The sequence below is a fragment of the Puniceibacterium antarcticum genome (genome assembly GCF_002760615.1).
Classification (GTDB): Bacteria; Pseudomonadota; Alphaproteobacteria; order Rhodobacterales; family Rhodobacteraceae; genus Puniceibacterium; species Puniceibacterium antarcticum.
The window spans coordinates 40,229-60,600 of the sequence record NZ_AWWI01000122.1 but is presented as its reverse complement, the minus strand read 5'-3'; the positions used below and the strand labels follow the sequence as shown (position 1 = coordinate 60,600).

24 protein-coding genes and 1 pseudogene are annotated in these 20,372 nt (G+C 60.4%); 10 read left to right on the top strand and 15 right to left on the bottom strand.

What is annotated here, in order from left to right; genetic code table 11:
- The first annotated feature begins 57 nt into the window (after positions 1-57).
- The 5 genes from P775_RS19225 (at position 58) to P775_RS19205 (ending at position 4,519) form a co-directional block, all read left to right on the top strand.
- Positions 58-774, top strand: coding sequence for a copper-binding protein (locus tag P775_RS19225; RefSeq protein ID WP_099912503.1), 717 nt, complete (start codon positions 58-60; stop codon positions 772-774).
- A gap of 107 nt (positions 775-881) precedes the next feature.
- A complete protein-coding gene (locus tag P775_RS19220; protein WP_008282871.1) occupies positions 882-1,415 on the top strand; it encodes a cupredoxin domain-containing protein in 534 nt (177 codons plus the stop codon).
- A gap of 8 nt (positions 1,416-1,423) precedes the next feature.
- Positions 1,424-2,728, top strand: coding sequence for an ABC transporter transmembrane domain-containing protein (locus P775_RS19215; RefSeq protein ID WP_099912502.1), 1,305 nt, complete (start codon positions 1,424-1,426; stop codon positions 2,726-2,728).
- 14 nt (positions 2,729-2,742) lie between these two features.
- The gene (locus P775_RS19210; protein WP_007120882.1) at positions 2,743-3,183 is read left to right on the top strand and encodes a c-type cytochrome; all 441 of its coding nucleotides are present in this window, start codon (positions 2,743-2,745) and stop codon (positions 3,181-3,183) included.
- A 94-nt stretch (positions 3,184-3,277) separates the two neighbouring features.
- Positions 3,278-4,519, top strand: coding sequence for a sialidase family protein (locus P775_RS19205; RefSeq protein WP_245875767.1), 1,242 nt, complete (start codon positions 3,278-3,280; stop codon positions 4,517-4,519).
- Positions 4,520-4,569: 50 nt separating this feature from the next.
- Here the strand turns inward: P775_RS19205 and P775_RS19200 are convergent, their stop codons facing one another.
- On the bottom strand, positions 4,570-5,184 hold the full coding sequence (locus P775_RS19200) for an efflux RND transporter permease subunit (RefSeq protein WP_245875766.1): 615 nt from the start codon (positions 5,182-5,184) through the stop codon (positions 4,570-4,572).
- Positions 5,185-5,399: 215 nt separating this feature from the next.
- On the opposite strand from P775_RS19200, the gene tnpA (P775_RS19195) reads away from it, so the two are divergent.
- The 3 genes and pseudogenes from tnpA (P775_RS19195) to tnpC (P775_RS19185) form a co-directional block, all read left to right on the top strand.
- Positions 5,400-5,831 carry an IS66-like element accessory protein TnpA gene (tnpA, locus tag P775_RS19195; protein ID WP_099912511.1) on the top strand — a complete coding sequence of 144 codons (432 nt, stop codon included), beginning with the start codon at positions 5,400-5,402 and terminating at the stop codon, positions 5,829-5,831.
- Positions 5,828-6,181, top strand: coding sequence for an IS66 family insertion sequence element accessory protein TnpB (gene tnpB, locus P775_RS19190; protein WP_099912501.1), 354 nt, complete (start codon positions 5,828-5,830; stop codon positions 6,179-6,181). Before tnpA (P775_RS19195) ends, tnpB (P775_RS19190) begins: the two co-directional genes overlap by 4 nt.
- Positions 6,182-6,244: 63 nt before the next feature.
- A pseudogene (gene tnpC / locus P775_RS19185) lies at positions 6,245-7,213 on the top strand (IS66 family transposase); the annotation flags it as partial.
- A gap of 29 nt (positions 7,214-7,242) precedes the next feature.
- Here tnpC (P775_RS19185) and tnpC (P775_RS19180) read toward each other — a convergent pair.
- From tnpC (P775_RS19180) to tnpA (P775_RS19170), 3 genes are read right to left on the bottom strand one after another with little or no spacing between them, the layout of a single operon-like run.
- Positions 7,243-8,802, bottom strand: a complete 1,560-nt coding sequence (gene tnpC, locus P775_RS19180) for an IS66 family transposase (protein WP_099912500.1) — start codon at positions 8,800-8,802, stop codon at positions 7,243-7,245.
- Between the two features lie 56 nt (positions 8,803-8,858).
- Positions 8,859-9,212 carry an IS66 family insertion sequence element accessory protein TnpB gene (gene tnpB, locus P775_RS19175; protein WP_099912499.1) on the bottom strand — a complete coding sequence of 118 codons (354 nt, stop codon included), beginning with the start codon at positions 9,210-9,212 and terminating at the stop codon, positions 8,859-8,861.
- Entirely contained in the window at positions 9,209-9,613 is a 405-nt protein-coding gene (tnpA, locus tag P775_RS19170; protein WP_099912498.1) for an IS66-like element accessory protein TnpA, read from the bottom strand. Before tnpA (P775_RS19170) ends, tnpB (P775_RS19175) begins: the two co-directional genes overlap by 4 nt.
- 190 nt (positions 9,614-9,803) lie before the next feature.
- Here tnpA (P775_RS19170) and P775_RS19165 point away from each other — a divergent pair, with 190 nt between their 5' ends.
- Together P775_RS19165 and P775_RS19160 are read left to right on the top strand one after the other, a co-directional pair.
- The gene (locus tag P775_RS19165; RefSeq protein WP_180287505.1) at positions 9,804-12,155 is read left to right on the top strand and encodes a heavy metal translocating P-type ATPase; all 2,352 of its coding nucleotides are present in this window, start codon (positions 9,804-9,806) and stop codon (positions 12,153-12,155) included.
- Between the two features lie 61 nt (positions 12,156-12,216).
- Positions 12,217-12,717 (top strand): L,D-transpeptidase family protein, encoded by a 501-nt coding sequence (locus P775_RS19160; protein WP_047998128.1) that lies wholly within the window; start codon positions 12,217-12,219, stop codon positions 12,715-12,717.
- A gap of 25 nt (positions 12,718-12,742) precedes the next feature.
- Here the strand turns inward: P775_RS19160 and P775_RS28190 are convergent, their stop codons facing one another.
- The 11 genes from P775_RS28190 to P775_RS19105 all read right to left on the bottom strand — a co-directional run bounded on the left by P775_RS28190 (position 12,743) and on the right by P775_RS19105 (position 20,310).
- On the bottom strand, positions 12,743-12,907 hold the full coding sequence (locus P775_RS28190) for a hypothetical protein (protein ID WP_099912497.1): 165 nt from the start codon (positions 12,905-12,907) through the stop codon (positions 12,743-12,745).
- Positions 12,904-14,439 (bottom strand): apolipoprotein N-acyltransferase, encoded by a 1,536-nt coding sequence (gene lnt / locus P775_RS19150; protein ID WP_099912496.1) that lies wholly within the window; start codon positions 14,437-14,439, stop codon positions 12,904-12,906. Before lnt ends, P775_RS28190 begins: the two co-directional genes overlap by 4 nt.
- Positions 14,440-14,445: 6 nt before the next feature.
- The gene (lspA, locus tag P775_RS19145; protein ID WP_099912495.1) at positions 14,446-14,922 is read right to left on the bottom strand and encodes a signal peptidase II; all 477 of its coding nucleotides are present in this window, start codon (positions 14,920-14,922) and stop codon (positions 14,446-14,448) included.
- Between the two features lie 3 nt (positions 14,923-14,925).
- Positions 14,926-15,651, bottom strand: coding sequence for a ZIP family metal transporter (locus tag P775_RS19140; RefSeq protein WP_043939879.1), 726 nt, complete (start codon positions 15,649-15,651; stop codon positions 14,926-14,928).
- Between the two features lie 67 nt (positions 15,652-15,718).
- Positions 15,719-16,171 (bottom strand): DUF411 domain-containing protein, encoded by a 453-nt coding sequence (locus P775_RS19135; protein ID WP_099912494.1) that lies wholly within the window; start codon positions 16,169-16,171, stop codon positions 15,719-15,721.
- A 20-nt stretch (positions 16,172-16,191) separates the two neighbouring features.
- The gene (locus tag P775_RS19130) at positions 16,192-17,541 is read right to left on the bottom strand and encodes a M23 family metallopeptidase (RefSeq protein ID WP_245875765.1); all 1,350 of its coding nucleotides are present in this window, start codon (positions 17,539-17,541) and stop codon (positions 16,192-16,194) included.
- On the bottom strand, positions 17,538-18,161 hold the full coding sequence (locus P775_RS19125) for an SCO family protein (RefSeq protein WP_099912493.1): 624 nt from the start codon (positions 18,159-18,161) through the stop codon (positions 17,538-17,540). The genes P775_RS19130 and P775_RS19125 overlap by 4 nt, the downstream gene beginning before the upstream one ends.
- Positions 18,162-18,169: 8 nt before the next feature.
- Complete coding sequence (locus P775_RS19120; RefSeq protein ID WP_043939878.1) at positions 18,170-18,601, bottom strand: copper chaperone PCu(A)C; 432 nt, start codon at positions 18,599-18,601, stop codon at positions 18,170-18,172.
- 70 nt (positions 18,602-18,671) lie between these two features.
- Positions 18,672-19,334 carry a DsbA family protein gene (locus tag P775_RS19115; protein ID WP_099912492.1) on the bottom strand — a complete coding sequence of 221 codons (663 nt, stop codon included), beginning with the start codon at positions 19,332-19,334 and terminating at the stop codon, positions 18,672-18,674.
- Positions 19,331-19,774: a disulfide bond formation protein B gene (locus tag P775_RS19110; protein ID WP_099912491.1), complete on the bottom strand. Its 444-nt coding sequence runs from the start codon at positions 19,772-19,774 to the stop codon at positions 19,331-19,333. Before P775_RS19110 ends, P775_RS19115 begins: the two co-directional genes overlap by 4 nt.
- Positions 19,771-20,310, bottom strand: coding sequence for an SCO family protein (locus tag P775_RS19105; RefSeq protein WP_245875764.1), 540 nt, complete (start codon positions 20,308-20,310; stop codon positions 19,771-19,773). The genes P775_RS19110 and P775_RS19105 overlap by 4 nt, the downstream gene beginning before the upstream one ends.
- Positions 20,311-20,372: the final 62 nt, after the last annotated feature.

Here is a 20,372-nt window from a genome sequence, read left to right as displayed (position 1 = left end):
CGAAGGGCTGAGCGGCCCTTCGTCATCTCCAACCGAACCAACCTACAGGACAATAAAATGAAAAATCTTCTTTTGACGACAAGCTTCGCGATCGCGCTATCAGCACCGGCCTTTGCTGCAGGTACACACGACGGCGGACATGGGGAGACCAAGCCAGCCGCAATGATGGTCGGCATGCCGGGTGACGCCGCCAAGGTTGACCGCACAATCGACGTCACTTTGCTCGAAAACGATGAGGGCCAGATGCTGATCGAGAGTGAGCCGATGGATATCAAGGAGGGCGAAACCATCCGCTTCAACATCACCAACAAGGGTGAGCTGGAGCATGAATTCGTCCTCGACACGGTAGAGCGTAATGCCGAGCATAAGATCGAAATGGCCAAGATGGACATGGAACATGACGATCCGAACCGTATCCGTCTCGATGCGGGCGCTTCGGGCGAGGTTGTCTGGACTTTCTCAAATTCTGGCACATTCGAAGCGGCATGCTTGATCGCCGGCCACTACGAATCCGGCATGCACCGTGAGGTCGCAGTAGGTGAGCAGATGGCTCAGGCTGACGTGGAATACACGAGCGGCACCATCAAGAAAATCGACGCCAAGGCCGGCAAGGTTACAATCATCCACGGGCCGTTGGTCACGCTCGACATGCCCGCCATGACCATGGTGTTTCGCGCGGACGAGACGATGATCGCGAACATGTCGGAAGGTCAGGACATCGAATTCGTCGCTGACCGGGTCAAGGGCAAACTCACTGTCACACAGATCAAGTGATGAAAATCCATGGGGCCAGGGCAAACGCCTTGGCCCCATCGCTTTGAGGCTTGGCCCGAGCAAGCAAGAAGATCCCAAAAAATCAAGCGCTACGGAGGTAGCCGAGCATGACGAATTTCCTGAGAACCTGCACCATCGCCCTTGCGCTCGTCCTTCCGGCTTTTTCAGTGGGCGCTTCCAGTGGCAAGGGCCAGCAGCCTCACGCCCGAGCCTTCGAAGTGCCTGGCCATGATCCGATCGGGAAACCCGGTGATGGCTCCTCAATCGACACGACGATTGAATTGTCCATCAGGGAGACAGAAAGCGGCTACATGCTTTTCGAGCCGGACGCACTCCACATCGAGAGCGGTTCAGTTATCCGCTTTTTGATCAGCAATCTGGGCGGACTGGATCACGAGTTTTTTCTCGGCTCCTTTAACGAGGTTGCAGAACACCAGCAGTGGATGCGCGAACATCCCGATATGCAACATGACAACGCCAATTCAGTTTCTATCCCTAGTGGACAAAATGCCGAGTTGATCTGGGAGTTCTCCGATATGACCAACCTGGAGTTCGTATGCTTGATCCCCGGCCACCGGGAAGCGGGCATGTGGGGCGTCATCATCGTGCACGATCACCTTGCGCCGAAATCCAAGGGCTAGACTTTTCCATGTCACTCTTGGATAGATATCACGTGTTTGTACATAACGTATCTGCCGCGTTCGGATACGACTACAACGATGCCACGCCAGACTGGGTTCACCCGTTCATTCATCTCATACTGGTCTTGGCGCCTGCGCTGCTGATCAGTGTTGGCTTATATCTTGCAATTCGCGGCGTTCTGAAGCTTTGGAAGGACCGCAGCATGCCTGCGTTCCACGCAGAGCCCATACGAGGGCTCGAAGGAAGTCTTTTCAGCACCGTCTTGCGCTATTCAAGAAGGCAGCAAGCGTTGATGATCATGGTTAGCCTCATCGCGATGCCTATTCTCTATCTGACGCTCGAATTGCCAAAGCAGATCGTAAACAACGCTTTGGACTCTGATCGCTTCCCCATTGCCGTTTTGGGACGCGACCTCGACCAGGTCGTTTTTCTCATGCTGCTTTGTGGTCTCTATCTTCTGGCGATCATCCTGAACGGGCTAAACAAATATGGTCTTAACGTCTTCAAAGGGTATGTCGCGGAGCGGTTTCTGCGGCGCTTCCGCCTGCTGGTCTATCGGCAATGGCGCAGCGATGCAGACTCCCGAAACCAGAGCGAAATCATCCCTATTCTCGCACAGGAAGTTGAGCCCATAGGTGGCTTTGCTGCAGATGTCCTTGCGCTACCAATCCTGCAAGGCGGTACGCTTCTGACGATCCTGTCTTTCATGTTCGTTCAGGACCCTGTGTTGGGTGCCGCCGCACTGACGGTGCTGCCAATTCAACTCGTGCTGCTGCCCAAGCTACAACGCCGGGTCAACGCCCTTTCACGCACAAGGATCAGGGAAGTCCGACAACTTGGCAGGCAGCTCAGCGATCAGTTGCGCGAACGACAGGTCAATCCGGCCGGGCTGCTGCCAGTGAGTACAAGTTTTAGAGAGCTTGAGCGCGTGCGCAGGAAGATTTTCCGTCTGAAGTTCTTCATCAAGGCCCTCAACAATTTTCTGACCGCGCTGACGCCATTCCTGTTCTACTCTTTGGGTGGATATTTTGTCATCGAAGGTCGCATTACACTCGGCGCGCTGGTGGCCGTCCTGGCAGCACACAAGGACTTCTCGGCACCGCTGAAAGAGCTCTTCAATTACTATCAGACGCTGGAAGACACGCGGATCCGGTATCAGGAAATCATGGCCTTTTTAAACAAATCGATTCAGCCATTGGGGCATGCTCAGCCAGACAACACTGCGCCACAAGAGGCTGGCCAATTCGAGCGATCCAAGCAGAGATACCCAGCTCTGTCTTTGGTAGGGCAGGGGGCCATAGCAACATCATGAAGGAGTTTGATGGGATGAAATGGGCAGCGATATTCTTTGCTTTGATCGCCGTTGCTTCAGCAGGCTGGTACATCATGCAGCCGGATTACTCTCAAACGGGTACGCAGACGGATGAGGGCGTCGCGCTTCCCGCAGGCGCGCTTGTAACTGTCACGCTACCAGCAAGTTTTACAGAGCAGGAGCAAATCGGCGCAGGCGCTTATGATGCGGTCTGTGCCGTGTGCCACGGCCTGAACGGGCAAGGCCGGGATGGCGTTGCTCCACCGCTTGTTCACAAGATTTACGAACCGAGCCATCACAGCGACATGGCGTTTGTCCTCGCGGCGCAAAATGGAGTGCGGGCGCATCATTGGAAATTTGGAAACATGCCAGCGGTTGAAGGCGTGACGCGATCAGAGATCCTTGCTATCGTGACGTATATTCGAGCATTGCAGCGTGCCAATGGGATCAATTAAGCCGTTTCGACAGATAAGAGGGTGGAGTTTGGTTCGCGGTCAACGACTACTAGGTTCGCCGCGACATGGCCACAACTGGCGGAAGAACGTTTTCATGAGTAAATGTCTTTATGCGTCCATATTGAGTATTGGTGCATTTTTCAGTTCTTTCACCGCAACATATGCCGAGGAAACCGACCTCTTCAGATTGACCGACCGCGCAGCCCCGGTCGGCATCGGTGCCCGTGAGCCATCACTTGCAACCTTGCCGGATGGCCGGGTCATATTGAGTTGGACAGAAGAAAACGGAGCCGAAGCGGAAGTTCGCATGGCCATCCTTGATGGCAGCGAGTGGTCGGACGCTCGCACAATTCATAAATCGTCAAAGATTTACATCAACTGGGCCGATTTTCCATCGGTAGCGGTGCTGGCTGATGGCGGCCTGGCGGCACAATGGCTTAAACTGAATGGGGAGGGTGATTACCAATATGACGTCAATATCGCTTTTTCTAAAGATGAAGGCAGAAGCTGGACGGAACCGCTTGTTCCCCATGATGACAGATCACAACGCGAGCACGGTTTTGTTTCGTTGGTTCCCGATCAGTTTGGCGGGTTGACGGCGCTGTGGCTGGATGGCCGGGAGTATGACAGTCAAACAGAAGGCGAAAACTTCGAGAATGCGATGCAGCTGCGCGCACGACAGATCAACTCTGACGGAACGATGAAGCCAGAAAGCCTGTTGGACGCGCGCGCTTGTACTTGTTGTCAGACGTCCGCAGCGCGGACCGCTTCGGGCGATATCGTGGCGGTCTATCGTGATCGAACCGCCGATGAAATCCGCGACATTTCGATTGTTCGATCTACCGGAGGGGACTGGACGCAACCCCTCACTGTTCACGACGACGGATGGGAAATTGCCGGCTGCCCCGTAAATGGCCCAGCTGTTGATACGATGGACGACAAGGTGTCCGTCATCTGGTTCACTGCAGCTGAGAATAAACCGGAGGTTTATATCGCGTTTTCGGACGATGGCGGCGCGCAGTTTGACGAACCGCTCCGCATTGACCTCGGCACAGCCGCGGGACGGGTGGATGTTCTGCAAATGCCGGATGGAAGCGCATTGGCGCTCTGGATTGAATATGTGGGAGGCGGTGAAGCGATCGTCATGTGCCACATATCGCGAAGTACCGGATGCGCAGCGCCTCAGGCGCTCCATATCAATCGGGGCGGCGGATCGATCGGTTTTCCCCGAATGGCGCGCGGAGACGCCGGTACGTTTGTGGCCTGGACGCAGCCGACCGGCGGCGGGGATGGCGACACTACAATCCGCATGGTCGAAGTCGCGGTGACTCCATAGGTTTCGAGCATACATCTCAATATCCTATTGCTTGCTTGACGCCGTTGCCCTTATTCTGCGGCCCGCCCGAGGGCCAAATCAGGCACTGTACCGGCTTGCTTCAGGCTCCACCCTTTGATGATGGCATAAACCGCCGGAATGACGATCAGGGTCAGCAAGGTTGACGACACCATTCCCCCGATCATGGGCACTGCGATGCGCTGCATGATCTCGGACCCGGTGCCATGCGCCCAAAGGATCGGCATCAGGCCGGCCATGATTGCGACAACTGTCATCATCTTGGGGCGCACGCGGTCTACTGCACCCACCATGATCGCGGCGTGGAGCTCGTCGCGGGTCAGGTCCCTGTCGCCCGCGCGGGCACGCGCTTCATTCAACGCCTGATCGAGATAGATCAACATGATCACTCCGGTTTCAGCCGCCACCCCGGCCAGCGCGATAAACCCGACGGCCACCGCAACCGACATGTTGAAGCCCATGAACCACATGAGCCAAATGCCACCGACCAGAGCGAAAGGCAGCGACAGCATCACGATCAAGGTTTCCGTCAGGCGGCGGAAGTTTAGGTAAAGCAGCAGAAAGATCAGCGCCAGCGTCAGCGGCACAACAGTGGCCAGCCGCTGTTTCGCGCGTTCATGGTATTCGAACTGACCGCTCCAGCCCAAAGAATAGCCCAGCCTTTCAAAAACTACACTGGGACCGCAAATAGTGCTTCCCGTAGATGGAAGGTCAAGTCCAATCGCCTCGCTGTCGCGCCCGAACAGTTCAGAGGAGGTACAGTGCTGATTGGTATGCGCCGTTTCCGCCCCATTGATTTCTGCGGTTTCCCGACGCTGACCGAGGGACGAGTCTCGTTCTGAGCATTCAGAAGGAGATGATGATGGCGGACGGCGGGGACGGGTTTGACGGTTGCATCGAGGTTCTGCAGCGGACGCGTGGATATCGGCGCTGGCCGGATGAGGTGAAAGCCCGGATCGTGGCCGAGAGCTTTCAGCCGGGCGCGCGGGTGGCGGACGTTGCGCGGCAGCATGATCTGGCAGCGCATCAGCTTTCGGATTGGCGGCGTCAGGCGCGCGAGGGCCGTCTTGTCCTGCCCGCTGACGCCATGGCCAGGATGCCGTCAGACGCCCCTCTGCCGGCATTTGTTCCGGTTTCGGTGGAGCCTGAGGACGTGTGTCCGTCAATGGATGCCGACCGGACCGGCGGCGTCATCACGATTGAGATCGGCAACGATCTCGTGCTGCGGGTGCCGGGCGATGTTCCGGCAGAGCGGGCAGCAGCGGTGGCGCGTGCGCTGCGAGAACCGGCATGATCGTCGCGGGGCAGCGCCAGCCGATCCTGATCGCGACGCGGCCGGTGGACTTCCGCTGCGGACATCGGGCGCTGGCGCTGATCGTGCAGACCGAGCTGAAGCTCGATCCGCATTCCGGGGTGACGATCATATTCCGTTCGAAACGCGGCGACAGGTTGAAGATTCTGGTCTGGGACGGAACCGGTCTCGTGATGATCTACAAAGTTCTGGAACAAGGCAGCTTTGCTTGGCCCAAAGTTCAGGACGGGACAATGCGGCTGTCGCGGGCCCAGCACGAGGCTTTGTTCGAAGGACTGGATTGGCGCCGGATCGTTGCGCAACGGGTCGCTCCACCCATTGCGGCGGGATGATTTACTCAGCTGTTTTGGCGTTGTTTTATTGGCCTTTCCTGTTCGGAACGGCTATGAATCCGCATGTCTCAGCCCTTCGATCTCAGCCAGTTTCCGGACCTTCCGCCCGAGGTTGTGAAGGCGTTCGAGGCCGCGCAGTTCGAGCTGGCGGTCGAGCGTGCCGCCCGCCAGCATGAACAAGCGGTGGGTGCCGAAAAGGACGCCTTCATCACCGAGTTGAAGGCCCTGATCGAGAAGCTGGAAGGCCAGATCGGTCAATACCGGCATGCGAAGTTCGGCCCTAAATCCGAGAAGCTGGACCCCACGCAGCTCGAGCTGGCTCTCGAGGATCTGGAAGCGGCCATCGCCGAAACCCAGGAACAGATTGCCGCGGTCGAGGCGAAGATCGCGGCCAGCGAGACCGATCCCGAGAAGAAGGCGCCGCGCAAGAAGCGCAAGGCGCGCGCCTTGCCGGAACACCTGCCGCGCGTCGAGCGTGTCATCGAGCCTGACAGCATCGTCTGCCCATGCGGTTGCGGCGACATGGCGCGGATCGGTGAGGACAGGGTCGATCGGCTGGACTACATCCCGGCGCGCTATCAGGTGATCGTCACGATCCGCCCGAAATACGCTTGCCCCAAAGGGCGCGCGGGTGTGGTTCAGGCCAAAGCCCCGGCGCATCTTCTGGAGGGCAGCTGGCCCACCGAGGCGCTGTTGGCCCAGATCGCCGTGTCCAAGCATTCCGAGCACATGCCCCTGAACCGCCAAGCCGTGGTCATGGCGCGGCACGGTGTGCCGATCGACCGATCGGTCCTCGCCGATTGGATGGGTCGAACCGGTGCGCTGATTGCGCCGGTGGTGGACCGAATGGCGGTGCTGCTGAAGCAAGGCGGCACCCGGCTCTATGTCGACGAGACGACCGCTCCTGTTCTGGACCCGGGGCGTGGCAAGACGAAGACCGGCTACCTTTGGGCGGTGCTGCGCGATGACCGGGGCTGGAACGGCTCGGCGCCACCGGGCGTGGTGTTCCATTATCGGCCCGGCCGAAAGGGCGTAAGCGGCGGCTGGAGGGCACCGGGCTTTTAGGTTGACGGCTGGAAGTTCCAAGGCAGCAGGTCGTCAATGCGGTTTTTCGGATGATCTGCGGCGATCGCTCCGAGCGTAGATTTCAGGTAGGCGAATGGCTCCACGCCGTTGATCTTGCATGTCTCGATCAAGGAGGCGATGCGACCCCAAGCACGGCCGCCTTCGTCATGACCCGCGAATAACGCGTTCTTGCGATTGAGAGCTATTGGGCGCACGAGATTTTCGACGCTGTTGGAGTCGATCTCGACGCGGCCGTCCGTCAGGAAGGTCTGTAAGCCGTCCCAGTGGCGGTGGATATAGGCGAGTTTTTCGCCGAGGCGTGACTTGGCCGAGATGCGCAGGCGCTGCGCCTGCAGCCAGTCTCCGAAGGCGGCGACCAGTGGGTCGGATCGGGTCTGACGGGCGGACAGGCGCTGGCCGGGACGCGTGCCGCGGATGTCCTTTTCGATGGCGTAAATCTCGGCAATCCGGCGCAGGCCCTCTGCGGCGATTTCCGAGCCGTCGCGGTCAAAGATCTCCTTGAGCTTGCGGCGGGCGTGGGCCCAGCAATGCGCCACGATGACGGGATCGCCGCCCTTGCGCGCCGGTCTGGTCAGCCGGTTGTAGCCTGGGTAGCCGTCGATCTGCAGAATACCGTTGAAGCCTGTCAGGAAAGTTTCGGCATGTTCGCCATGGCGCCCGGGGGCGTAGAAATAGACCACGCCGGGCGGGTCATCGCCGCCCCATGATCGATCATCGCGGGCCAGAGCCCAGAGAAAGCCGGTTTTCGTGCGCCCGCGGCCCGGGTCCAGCACTGGCGCCGTAGTTTCGTCCATGAACAGCTTCGTGGACGTCTTCAGGTGCTCGGCCAGCCGGTCCACGACAGGGCGGAGGTGGAAGGCCGCTACCCCGACCCAGTCCGCCAGCGTGGACCGATGAATGTCGATGCCGGATCGGGCCAGGATTTGGGACTGCCGGTATAAAGGGAGGTGGTCCGCATATTTGCTGACCAGCACATGCGCGATGGCCCCTTCGGTGGGCAGCCCGCCCTCGATCAGCCAAGGCGGCGTCGGTGCCTGCGTGATCCCGTCGGTGCAGGTGCGGCAGGCGTATTTGGGTCGCACGGTCACGATCACCCGGCACTGTGCCGGGAGGATGTCGAGCCGCTCGTTGCGGTCCTCGCCGATCCTGTGCATCAACCCGCAGCCACAGGGGCACTCGAGACTATCCGGCTCGATCACCTGCTCGATGCGCGGCAGCCCCTCGGGCAGATTGCCGCGATTACGCTTGGCGACCCGTTTGCGTTTGGGCTTTTCGTCGCCAGGGACCTGCTCCGATTTCTTCTCTTCGACCTCGGCAAGCGCAACCTCGAGATCCTCGAAGGCCAGTTGCCGGTCGTCCTCGTTCAATTTTTCAGACTTCTTGCCGTAGAGCGCATGGTGCATCTCGGCGATCAGATGTTCCTGACGCTGGTTGGTCTCCTCCAGTTCCGCCACACGGGCGGCCTGCGCCTCGAACGCAGCGCGGTATTCCGGCGGCAGAACGGACAGATCGAGGTCTTTGGCGGCGGCGGTCATGGCCGGATTTGTAGACCAAAATCAAAGCCGTGACCGCTGCATTCGACGCCCCTGAGTCACTCCGCCGCAGCTGGTGAGCGGGTCTCCAAGGCCTTCACCTTGCGCCAGTCCAGACCAGAAAAAAGCGCTTCGAATTGCGCGTGGTTCAGCGCCATCATCCCTTCCCTGATCGCGGGCCAGGTGAAGGTCGTGTCCTCCAGCCGTTTGTACGCCATGACCAGACCGGTCCCGTCCCAGTACAACAGCTTCAGCCGATCCAGGCGCTTGGCCCGGAACACGAAGACCGTCCCGGTGAACGGGTCCTTTCGGAGCACGGATTGCACCATGGCGGCGAGGCCATCGTGTCCCTTGCGGAAATCGACGGGCTGCGTCGCCACGAGGATGCGCACACGGTTCGACGGGAAGATCATGCGCCACCACCGAGCGCGTGGACAATTTCCGCAATCCGGCCCGCAGGCGTGGCACCGTCCAGCCGGACAGCAACTGCGCCGACCATGATCTCGATCTCTGAGGTCACCGGTTCAGCAGCTTCGGTCGGTGGAGGCGTCTCCACATCGAACACCACCAACGGCGCGAACTCCGCCTCTGCCTCTGGTGCGGGCAGAACGAGGTCGCCATCCTTGGCCATACGCCGCCACGCCGAAAGATGGTTCGGCCGCAGGTCATACTTCCGCGCCACGTCATTCACCGTCGCGCCCGGCGCCAGCGTTTCCGCCACGATCCGCGCCTTGACGCGATCCGGCCACCGCCGGTGACCCGTCTGTGAGACCTCAACGCCCAACCGCGTGAGAAACTCTCTCGTACTCTCCATGGAGAAACTCACTTCCTGCTATCCAACAGGACCTGAGTCTCAGATCAGATTAACCCCGGGAAGGTGGGATCCAGACACCGCATACGCTGATTGTGATGGCCTTAAGCACAGAACATCCCAAGAAACTTCTTGAACCTCTAGCAACTGAAGCTCCTATCTTTGGCTCAACGCTTATTCTCAGAGGTTTCCCATGTCCCACGACGGTCCAGACACGCATCCGCACGGTCATCAGGATGATCGCAAAGACACAAAGGCTTGCTGTGGCCAGACGGCCGAAGACACCGCGCAGGTGGCAGCACCTCCACCATCCTCCGGACGCAGTTTTCGCGTTAACGGGCTGGATTGTGCGGAAGAGGTCGCGATCCTGAACAAGGTCGTCGGGCCGGAAGTCGGCGGCAGCGAGCATCTGGCCTTCGATGTGATCAACGGGCGCATGACCATCCTCAAAAGCGCCAAACCGCTCAGCGACGATAAGATCATCAAGATCGTCGGGTCGACTGGGATGAGCGCGAAGATGTGGGATGCCGAAAGCGCCGAAGCGGATCAGGCGGCGCATTTCGCACGTCAACGCCTCTTCACCGGACTCAGCGGCGGCTTCTGGGCCGCGGGGTTCCTTTACCACATCGTCGAGACGGGGGCGGGCGGCGCGCTGCGGCTCTTCTCCGGTCATGGCGAGACGTCTATGCCTCTGGTCGAGATGGGGCTGTTCATGCTGGCGGTGGTGTTCGGAGCCTGGCTGGTCGCCCCCAAAGCATGGTCCGCCGCGCGTAGATTGTCGCCTGACATGAACCTCCTGATGATCGTTGCCGTAGCCGGTGCGATCGGGCTGGGCGAGTTTTTCGAGGCGGCGACGGTCGCATTCTTCTTTGCTCTGTCCCTCGCTCTCGAATCCTGGAGCGTGGGGCGTGCGCGCAACGCGGTCTCGGCCCTGTTGGACCTGGCACCACCCACGGCGCGCGTCATTCGCGCCGACGGATCAGAGACCGATGTTCCTGCGGCTCAGGTTGCGATCGGTGACCGCTTCGTGGTGCGCGGCGGAGACCGTATCCCGCTCGACGGAGAGGTGACCGAGGGTCGGGGCGATGTTGATCAGGCTCCGATTACCGGGGAAAGCGCACTAGTCGCCAAGGAAGCCGGAGACGAGGTCTACGCTGGCACAATTAATGGCGACGGCACGTTGACGGTCAGGGCCACGAAGGCCGCGGGCGATACCGTGCTCTCGAAAATCATCCGTATGGTAGGCGACGCCCATTCGCGCCGCGCCGAGGTCGAGCAATGGGTCACGAAATTCGCCCGCATTTACACGCCCATCGTGATGGCGCTGGCGATTCTAATCGCCGTCGTTCCGCCGCTGCTGTTCGCGGGGGCATGGAATTACTGGTTCTACAATGCGCTGGTTCTTCTGGTAATCGCTTGCCCCTGTGCGCTCGTGATTTCTACGCCGGTCTCCATCGTCGCTTCGCTCGCGGCCTCGGCACGCAATGGCGTGCTGATCAAGGGCGGTGCCTATGTGGAGGCTCCGTCACGCCTGACAGCTCTGGCAATGGACAAGACCGGGACGATCACCATGGGAGAACCGGAGGTCGCGGGCCTGCATCCTTTAGGCGGCACGGTCGAACGCGACCTTCTGAGCGCCGCTGTCGCGTTGGAAGCCCGCTCTTCGCATCCTCTGGCGCGGGCCATCCTGGCGCGCGGCGAACGCGACGGGTTGAGGCAGTCGGCGGCTACCGACACCAAAACGGTGCCGGGCCGCGGTGTCGAGGGAACCTGGGAGGGTCAGCCCGTCTGGCTCGGCTCGGATCGATTTGCGACCGAGAAGGGGCTTGGCGAAGCGATCCCCCGCGACCTGCTGGAACGGATAGAAGGGGCTGGCAGCACACTCGTTGCCGTAGGCTCCGCAGACCGCCTGCTGGGCCTGATCGAACTGCGCGACCGCATCCGCCCGGATGCGAAGGTGGTCGTGGCACGCCTGCATGCCCAGGGCGTAAAAAAGATCATCATGCTGACCGGCGACAATGAACGCACGGCGCGCGCCGTGGCGGCGGAAGTCGGCATCGATGAGGTTCGCGCAGAACTCCTGCCAGAAGACAAGGTGGCGGCAATCGAAGAACTGGTTGCCAGTTACGATGTCGTGGCAATGATCGGAGATGGTGTGAATGACGCCCCAGCCATGGCGCGGGCGCATTTCGCCATCGCCATGGGCGCGGTCGGATCGGATGCAGCCATCGAAACGGCCGATATTGCGCTGATGACAGACGATATTTCCAAAGTGCCGTGGCTGATCGAGCATTCGCGCCGCACCATGAACGTCATCCATCAGAACATCGCAATTGCGCTTGCGACGAAGGCGCTGTTCGTCGGGCTGACAGCGTTCGGCATGGCAACAATGTGGGGTGCCATCGCTGCGGATGTCGGCGTTTCGCTACTGGTAGTCGCCAACGCACTAAGGCTGCTCCGGGCCAAGAAGGATCGGCCGGACGGGTCCGGGGGTGAGCAAGTGGGCGAGAAGATGGCGCAGGGAGCCCTGGCGCACGGCCATTGATTGATCAGACATACCGATACCGATATGAGTGGACAGGTAAAAAGATCGAGCGGACGACATGATGAAAACGACACGACGAACGGCACTCTTGGGCGGACTTGCACTTGGCCTTGCAGGGTGCGCCAGCAAATTCCGAACCTACGATGGGCCCGAGGTCACCCGGTTGCAGATGTTCAAAGGTGACCGGAACCTGTTCCTGTTCAACAATACTTCGGTCCTGAAAGCCTACAGGATAGACCTCGGTTTCGCGCCCGAGGGGCCCAAGCAGTTCGAGGGTGACGGGAAAACGCCCGAAGGGGCTTATACCGTCGACCGACGCAATCCCGACAGTCTGTTCCATCTCTCCATCGGAATCTCTTATCCGAACGAGGCCGATATCGCATTTGCCGCTGCCCAGGGACGTGAACCGGGCGGTGATATTTTCATCCATGGGGGGCCACGACCCGGCATCGACGCGATCAAGCCAGACTGGACGGCGGGTTGCATCGCGGTGTCGGACCGCGAAATTGAGGATATCTACGCGATGGTGCGGGACGGGACGCCGATCGACATATTCGCCTAGCGCCTATCCGGCCTTGGACGGCGGTTCATAGAACCCGTGCGAGAACGATCGAGGCGAACAACGCCAGGAGTCCGAATGCGATCGCGGAACTTGCCGCGTACTGGGCGATGTCCAGCCTGTTGCCGCCACGCTTCTTGGCGAGATATCCGCCCCATGCGGTGCCGGCCAATGCTCCGAAGATCACGATCATGGTGCCTTTTCCTTTCCAATAGTCAACCCAATGGCTCCCGCGATGCACGCTGCCAAAACGAGCAGGAACATCATCTGCCCGTATTTCGCGAATGGCGTGGCCGGGAGCGCAACTGGCAAGCGGGCGTCCAGCACGCCGGTCTCATCGAGCCCGAGGCGGGCGACGATCCGGCCGTACCCATCGATAACTGCTGAAATGCCCGTGTTGGCCGCGCGAACCAAAGGCAGCCCCTCTTCGACCGCGCGCATCCTGGCAGAGGCCAGATGTTGCCGGGGACCGAGAGACGCACCGAACCAAGCGTCATTGGTGGCGTTGAATATCCAGTCCGGACGCGAAGCGGCGTCTACGACACGTCCCGGAAAAATGGCCTCGTAGCAGATCGAAAGGCCGACCGGAGATAAACCGGGTAGCTCAACGGTCTGAGGGCCGGGACCGGGAGTGAAGTCCCCCAGACCCGCGGTCAGTCGCTGGAGCGGAAGAAAACCCCGCAAGGGAACGTATTCCCCGAACGGCACGAGATGATGCTTGGCGTATCTCGTGACGATCCGTCCGGTCTGATCGACCGCGAGGATCGAATTTCTATAGCGTATGTCAGTGCCATCCGACTCGCGCGTCTGTGCCCCGGTGAGAAGAACGCGGCCCTCAGGCAGACGTTCGGCAATCTGATCCAACATTCCAGGATCCTCGTCGAGATAACCGGGAAATGCACTTTCGGCCCAGAGAAGGACGTCGAAGCTGCCAGACTGCGCAGACAGGTCCAGATAGCGGGATATGTTCCGGTCGCGGAACGCGGGGTCCCATTTCTCCGTCTGAGGAATGTTTACCTGAACGATCCTGACGGTTGTGTCTGTTGGCGGTGTGGTGGCCATAATGCGAACCGTGCCGATGGATCCGGCACTCGCCACGACCGACATGAAAACAAATGCGGCGAACGTATTGTGCCGACGGTTCCGCATGAGGAGCGTTACGGGCAGGACCGACAGCAGAACTGTGAGGAGGCCAAGTCCGTAGCTGCCAACCCATGCCGCCGTCTGGCGCGGAACATCGTAGTCGGCCCATGCATAGGCGATCAGGTTCCAGGGAAAGCCTGTCAGCACGGTGCCTCGAAGCCATTCCGAAACCGACCAGCAGACCGCGAAGATCAATGCGCCGGAGACACCTTTCGTCCTGCTCCATGCGAACGCTGCCATTGCCGCCGCCGGAAACAGCGCAAGGCCGGCGGCCAGTCCAGCCACCGCAGGAACGGCCATCCAGCCGAACCGCTCCGCGTCGACGAAAAAGCTCTCCGCGATCCAGGACAATCCGAACAGGAAGAAGCCAACGCCGAACGCCCATCCGGCAAGTCCGGCCCGCATGCGGCTCTCTCCGACCGTGAGGAGATACAGCGCGCCAAACGCGACGGGCAAAAGCACCGGCATCGAGAATGGTGGCAGAGCGAGAACCGCCAAAGCGCCGAGGCCGAATGCACAGAATGTGAGGATGATACCTGACATTCCGGAAATGCGGAGAACAGTGATGCCGATTGAAATCACCGAGATCTATCTTGAGGTTTCGGACGCAGCGACCTTTTCGCGCCCCGAGAAGATCAGCAAAATCCCGACGCCGCAGACCACTAAGACATCCGCGAGGTTGAACGCTGGCCAATGCGCCGTTCCGAGATAGAAATCCAGAAAGTCGGTCACACCGCCAAAGCGAAAACGATCCACGACATTCCCAAGAGCGCCGCCGATCACCATGCCGTAGGCAACCGCCTCGGCTGCCCGCGTTGCCCGGATTAGCGAGACGGCAAGAAACAGGACGATGGTGGTGGCGACCAATGCAAGGAGCCACCACGGCACATTCTGAAAGAACCCGAAGGTCACGCCGTAGTTGCGGTGGAAGATCAGGTTGAAGCCGGGGAACACAGCGACGCCGGGGGCGAGCGTTTCCGCATTCGCGAGCACGAACGCCTTCGATGCCTGATCGGCGGCGAGCGCCGCGACAGCTGTGCAAATGCCAATGGAGCGAATTGCCATGAATCACCCCAACCAGACATCTAGGAACAGCATGACGACGAGGCCGATCGCGAGCCCGGTCGTCGCCTGCTTCTGGTGGCCGCTGCGATGGGTTTCCGGGATGATCTCGTGGCTGATGACATAGAGCATCGCGCCCGCCGCAAAAGCCAGACCCCAGGGCAAGAGAGGCTGCGCCACGACGATCACCGCGGCACCAAGAAAGCCCGTGACGGGTTCGACCAAACCAGTCAGTGCTGCGATGCCGAACGCACGGCCCGCCGAGTATCGCTCGCCCAGTAGGGCGACTGCAACAGCCAGCCCTTCAGGCGCGTTCTGCAATCCGATCCCGAGAGCGACGGGAAATCCGCCTGTAAAACCGTCGGCACCGAACGCGACGCCGACGGCCAGACCCTCCGGCGCATTGTGGATCGTGATGGCAATGATGAAGAGCCACACACGTCGTAGCGAGACGGCCTCCGGGCCCTCACGACCGCTGCTGAAATGCTCGTGCGGTATCATTTCGTTCATCAGGGCGACCGCACCCATGCCCATCAGGATCGCGATGCAGACGATCAGTGCAGGTATCGCACCGTCTCCGTATCGCCCCTCTGCCGCGTCGAGGGCGGGGATGATGAGCGAGAAGAACGATGCGGCAAGCATGACCCCAGCAGCAAAACCGAGCGAGATATCGCGCCATTTGCGCGAGGGGGTCTTGCCCAAAAGGACGGGCGTCGCTCCGACGGCGGTCATCAGACCGGCGGCGAGACTGCCCAGAAAGCCGAGTGCGACAGGCGAAAGTGTTGCGACCTGCTCCACTTCAGCTCGCCGGATAGGACGAGAAGACTTCGGTAGTGCCGTCCGGTTTCACCAGAAAGACGTCGTAGGCTTCGGCATCGTCGCCGAAATCCATGCCGGGCGAGCCGATGGGCATGCCGGGCACGGCAAGACCGATGGCGTCGGGACGTTCCTCAAGCAGCCGGGCGATGTCGGCTGGCGGAACGTGGCCCTCGATGGTGTAGCCTTCGACAGTCGCCGTGTGGCACGAGAACATGTCGACAGGGATACCCCTATCCATCTTCAGACGGATCAGCGCGCCGCCCATATTCTCACCTTCAGGAGCGAACCCGGCCTCGGACAGCTTTTCCATCCAGGCAAGGCAACAACCGCAGCCGCGCGTCTTTCCGACGTGGATAGCGGTCTGCGCGGTCACGGCCGTCGCGGTTACGATCATAAGGGTTGTGGCGGCCAGCAGTTGGAACCGGTCTTTCATCGTAATTCCTTTCAAATCAGTCATGTGTCTTCGCGAAGAAAGGTCGCGAACCGTGTGCGCGTCGCTTCAAGGATTTCAGTGGCATCCGCAGTGTCGAAATTTTCCGCAGAGGCGAGCAATTCCTCCCCGAGCGGATCGATAGGTCGGCCGTCCACGCGCACTTCGTAGTGAAGGTTCGGAGCTGTCGCCGTGCCTGTCTCACCGACCTGGCCAATCGTTTCGCCCGCGACCACGCGGTTTCCGACGGCCAGACCCTCCGGCACGGCGCTGAGGTGCGCGTAGCGGGTCATCGTGTCTGACCCGTGCGTGATCTCGATCACTCGGCCATACCCGCTCCGCCATCCGATGAAGGACACCCGTCCGGGTGCGGTCGCTGCTATCGGTGTCCCCGCAGCGGCGGCATAATCGACACCTGTGTGCATCCGCATATTGCCGTAGATCGGATGCTTGCGCTGCCCGAAGACCGACGACAATCGTGCGCCTTCCACCGGCGGCGCGACCGTCCGCAGGATTTCACCATTCAAATAGACCGTTGCCCGCCCGCTGTCTTCGGCTGACCAGAGGATTTCGAAGCGGTCGTCGGCCAGATCGAGGGCCGCATAGGAGATTGACGGTTGACCGACCTCTGAACCATCGCGAAGGACGGTCTGACCCCAAAGGATATTCAGGGTCTCTCCGCCTTGAAGATCCCTGCGAAAGTCGACCGTTTCCCCGAGGATTTGTGCGAGATCGACGGCAAAACGGGCCGGGACGCCTGCTCGATCCAGCGAAGCGTAGATCGACCCGTTTACCAGCAGCTGGCTCGCACGCTCGACTGTCAACGCGCTCGGCGTTACCGTCCGACTCGCAATGGTGTCGTCCAGGGTGACTTCGATCCGCACACCGTCATCGACAGCCAACGTCACAACGGATGGCGTCCCGTCCGGGCGAAAGTCGACGCTGAGACGATGGCCCGGTCGAAGGCGGCGCAGGTCGTATTCAACCGTCAGTGCCAGTGCGACTTCGGTCCGTGTTTGCGCATCCATGTCCGCGAGAGAGAGAAGCACGTCCAATGTGTCACCCGCCTCGACCGTCGCCTCCCAAGGCGGCGTGGCGAGGGCCTGAACAAGCGCCATCAGATTATCTGGCTCGGCCCCTTCGAGTGCGGGAAACTCAGGCGGCTGAAAAGCGGCCGGAAGCATATTCGGCATCGTCTCGCCGGATGCGTTGACGCCTGGTCCATCGAGAGGTTCGGGCGGACTGTCCAAGGCTTCCGGAGCCTCGGAAAAGATGTACTCGGGCGGCGCCTCCAGGATCAAAGCCCGGCTCGCTATCGTGCTGACCGCTGCCGCGGCCATTGTCGTTCCCAGAACGATATGTCTCAGTTTCAAGATTCTGCCCTCTCGGTTCTGTTCTGCATCGCGCGCCTTATCTTCGGCACGGCGAATTCGAGTGGTTCGTGATAGTCGATGGTGGTGACGAAGCGACCTGTCGCATCGAACAAGAAAACACCCGCCGTGTGGTTCATCGTATATTCGCCGTTTTCCGCCTCAACCTTCTCATAGGTGACACGGAAACCATCGGCGATGGCCGCGATCTGGTCTGGCAAGCCCGTCCATCCTTGTATCTGCGGATGGAAATACGAGACATACTCGGCCATGGTCTCGACCGTGTCGCGGTCCGGATCTACGGTGATGAAAACGGTATTCACGTCTTCGGCGTCCGGCCCAATCTCGTCGAGCCATCCGGAAATGTCCGAGAGGGTCGTCGGGCAAACGTCGGGGCAATAGGTGAATCCGAAGAAGACCAGACTCGGCTCGCCGATGAGGGTTTCCGGGCCGACATCCCGACCATCCTGATCCGTCAGGCTGAATTCCATAGCAGTCAGCGGTAGAGACCGCTTGCCCGGCGCGGAGTCAGCGCCAGGCCCATCTACCTGCCACCAGCCGACAAACAGGGCGGCAAAGACCGCCGCCGCTCCGATCGCTGCGATTTTGGCCACCCTCATCATCAGCCGGATCAGCCTTCGGGGCCGCGTGCGCCGATGCCAAGGACCGGGACGGTGATTTCAAGCTCTGTTCCATCGGAAAAGAGCAGGGTCAGCGGAAAGGTCTCCCCCTCGACGAGCGGAGATTGCAGTTGCATCAGCATGGCGTGATATCCGCCGGGTTCAAGGGCGAACATACCCCCGGGCGGGATCACGATATCGTCCGCCGGAGCCATGCTGCTGACGCCGTCAGAATTGGTTCTGGTTTCGTGGATCGAAGCCATGCCGGAGATCTCCGCGCGAAGACCGATAAGGGAGATCTGATCGCTGCCCTCGTTCCGAACGGTCAGATAGGCCCCGCCGGGCCGCGACATTCCAAGGCTCGCGCGCGCCCAGGGGCTCTCGACCACAATCGATGCGTTCTCTGACAACTGCTGCGCTGAGGATGCCATTGGCAAGCCCATCAGAAAAGCGACAGACAGGCTCTGGATTGCCTTTGCGAAGGTTTTGAACACGTTGGGTCTCCTGTTCGTTCTAGTTTGTTGCCGCAGCTTCGACTTCGGCTTGGACGAGCGACAAGAGCTGCTCCGCACCGAACTCTGGCAAAGGCTTACCGTTGACGAAGAACGTCGGTGTGCCTTGGATTCCGACAGCTTCGACGTCTGCCCGGTCTTGATTGAGGACGCCGACGATGCTGGGTGACATGATCTGATTTGCGGCGGCGTCTGTGTCCAAGCCCGCCGCTCCGGCGATCTCCATGATGCGCTCAGCTGCCGGAGCGCCGTGAGAGGCCCAGGCGGGCTGATTTTCAAGCAGCGCTTCCAGCACGGGAACAAAAACGTCCTGCAACCGGGCCGCTTCCAGCACCTTGATTGCCAGCTCGGACCCCTCGCCGTGGAACGGCGTGTAGCGCATGACGACGCGCACATCGTCGGGGTATTGCGTCAGTATCTGCTTCACGATGGGATGGAAGGCGCGGCAGGCCTCGCAGGCCGGGTCGAAGAACTCCACGATGGTCACTGGCGCATCCTCACGCCCGAGTATGGGAGAATAGGACCGAACAAGACTATCCTGTTGTTCCAGTGGAGCGGCTGTCGCCACCGGGGTCGGATCGGGGCGCGATACGAACCAGGCACCAGCCACGAAAACGGCCAGTACCAGAGTGAGTATCGCGAGCAGAAGAGTCTTTCGGTTCATATTGATATCCGTCGAAGTTGAATGAGAAGGACAAGGATCGCCCCGAACGTCAGCAGGGAGAGCAGAGGGATTGGCAGGCCAAGGATCAGCATCGCGTCATCGGTGCAGGATGGCCCGGACGCCGTGCAGGGGACGATCGGCGCCGGCACGATCCCTGCGTAAAGCAGGGAATGGTAAAGGGCGACGGCACCACCCAGAACCGCGAGCGGCGCGGCATAGCGCCAGATCGAGAGGTCGGCGCGCCAAGCCGCCACCCCGAGGATGACCGCGAGCGGGAACATGAAGGCACGCTGGAACCAGCACAGATTGCAGGGGGTCTGCCCCAGAACCTCTCCGATGAAGAGCACGGCAAGCGACGCGGACAAGGCGACGAACCATGCCGCGAAGAGGAAAGCTACCGGGCTCGCGGCGCGTGGCGTTGCGTCTGGGCCAGCTGTCACGCGCCGATCCTTTCGCGAAGATCAGTAACGATCAGTCTGGGTTCCTCGTCGTATTCGTAGATGCGGACAAATTCGCCTTCCGGATCGAAGAGAAGGAAGGACGAGGTATGCCCCATCGTATAGCCGTCGGGCGCCGAGGCTTCCTCGATCTTCTGGTAGTAGATCTTGAAGGTCTCGGCAGTGCGTTCGATTTGGTCCGGCGGTCCGCTCAACCCAAGGATTCCCTGACCAAACTGGGGAACGTAGTCGGCCAGAGCGCTTGGCGTATCCCTTTCAGGGTCGACCGTGATGAACAGGGGCTGGACGGCGGAACCTTGGGTGCCGAGCTCGTCCATGACCTGCGCGATGGTTGCGAGCCCCATGGGACACACGTCGGGGCAGTTCGCAAATCCGAAAAAGACGAGCATCCAGCGCCCTCGGAAATCCTCGTCGGTCTGCACCATACCGGTATGGTCCGTCAGCTCAAAATCCGCAGTGAAACTCTCGGCCTCAGGATCAACACGCGCGGGGACCGGTCCCTGATTGCGTTCAGTCATCCAAAGCGTGGCTGACACCGCCGCAGCGACAACCACTGCCGACCAGAGAACTATCCGGACCT

Bases quoted from the DNA above. Each gene is read 5' to 3' on its own strand.
- P775_RS19225 (WP_099912503.1), top strand. From the start codon at position 58: ATGAAAAATCTTCTTTTGACGACAAGCTTCGCGATCGCGCTATCAGCA.
- P775_RS19220 (WP_008282871.1), top strand. From the start codon at position 882: ATGACGAATTTCCTGAGAACCTGCACCATCGCCCTTGCGCTCGTCCTT.
- P775_RS19215 (WP_099912502.1), top strand. From the start codon at position 1,424: ATGTCACTCTTGGATAGATATCACGTGTTTGTACATAACGTATCTGCC.
- P775_RS19210 (WP_007120882.1), top strand. From the start codon at position 2,743: ATGAAATGGGCAGCGATATTCTTTGCTTTGATCGCCGTTGCTTCAGCA.
- P775_RS19205 (WP_245875767.1), top strand. From the start codon at position 3,278: ATGAGTAAATGTCTTTATGCGTCCATATTGAGTATTGGTGCATTTTTC.
- tnpA (WP_099912511.1), top strand. From the start codon at position 5,400: ATGGCGGACGGCGGGGACGGGTTTGACGGTTGCATCGAGGTTCTGCAG.
- tnpB (WP_099912501.1), top strand. From the start codon at position 5,828: ATGATCGTCGCGGGGCAGCGCCAGCCGATCCTGATCGCGACGCGGCCG.
- tnpC (WP_099912500.1), bottom strand. From the start codon at position 8,802: ATGACCGCCGCCGCCAAAGACCTCGATCTGTCCGTTCTGCCGCCGGAA.
- tnpB (WP_099912499.1), bottom strand. From the start codon at position 9,212: ATGATCTTCCCGTCGAACCGTGTGCGCATCCTCGTGGCGACGCAGCCC.
- tnpA (WP_099912498.1), bottom strand. From the start codon at position 9,613: ATGGAGAGTACGAGAGAGTTTCTCACGCGGTTGGGCGTTGAGGTCTCA.
- P775_RS19165 (WP_180287505.1), top strand. From the start codon at position 9,804: ATGTCCCACGACGGTCCAGACACGCATCCGCACGGTCATCAGGATGAT.
- P775_RS19160 (WP_047998128.1), top strand. From the start codon at position 12,217: ATGAAAACGACACGACGAACGGCACTCTTGGGCGGACTTGCACTTGGC.
- P775_RS28190 (WP_099912497.1), bottom strand. From the start codon at position 12,907: ATGATCGTGATCTTCGGAGCATTGGCCGGCACCGCATGGGGCGGATAT.
- lspA (WP_099912495.1), bottom strand. From the start codon at position 14,922: ATGGCAATTCGCTCCATTGGCATTTGCACAGCTGTCGCGGCGCTCGCC.
- P775_RS19140 (WP_043939879.1), bottom strand. From the start codon at position 15,651: ATGACCGCCGTCGGAGCGACGCCCGTCCTTTTGGGCAAGACCCCCTCG.
- P775_RS19135 (WP_099912494.1), bottom strand. From the start codon at position 16,171: ATGAAAGACCGGTTCCAACTGCTGGCCGCCACAACCCTTATGATCGTA.
- P775_RS19125 (WP_099912493.1), bottom strand. From the start codon at position 18,161: ATGATGAGGGTGGCCAAAATCGCAGCGATCGGAGCGGCGGCGGTCTTT.
- P775_RS19120 (WP_043939878.1), bottom strand. From the start codon at position 18,601: ATGGGCTTGCCAATGGCATCCTCAGCGCAGCAGTTGTCAGAGAACGCA.
- P775_RS19115 (WP_099912492.1), bottom strand. From the start codon at position 19,334: ATGAACCGAAAGACTCTTCTGCTCGCGATACTCACTCTGGTACTGGCC.
- P775_RS19105 (WP_245875764.1), bottom strand. From the start codon at position 20,310: ATGACTGAACGCAATCAGGGACCGGTCCCCGCGCGTGTTGATCCTGAG.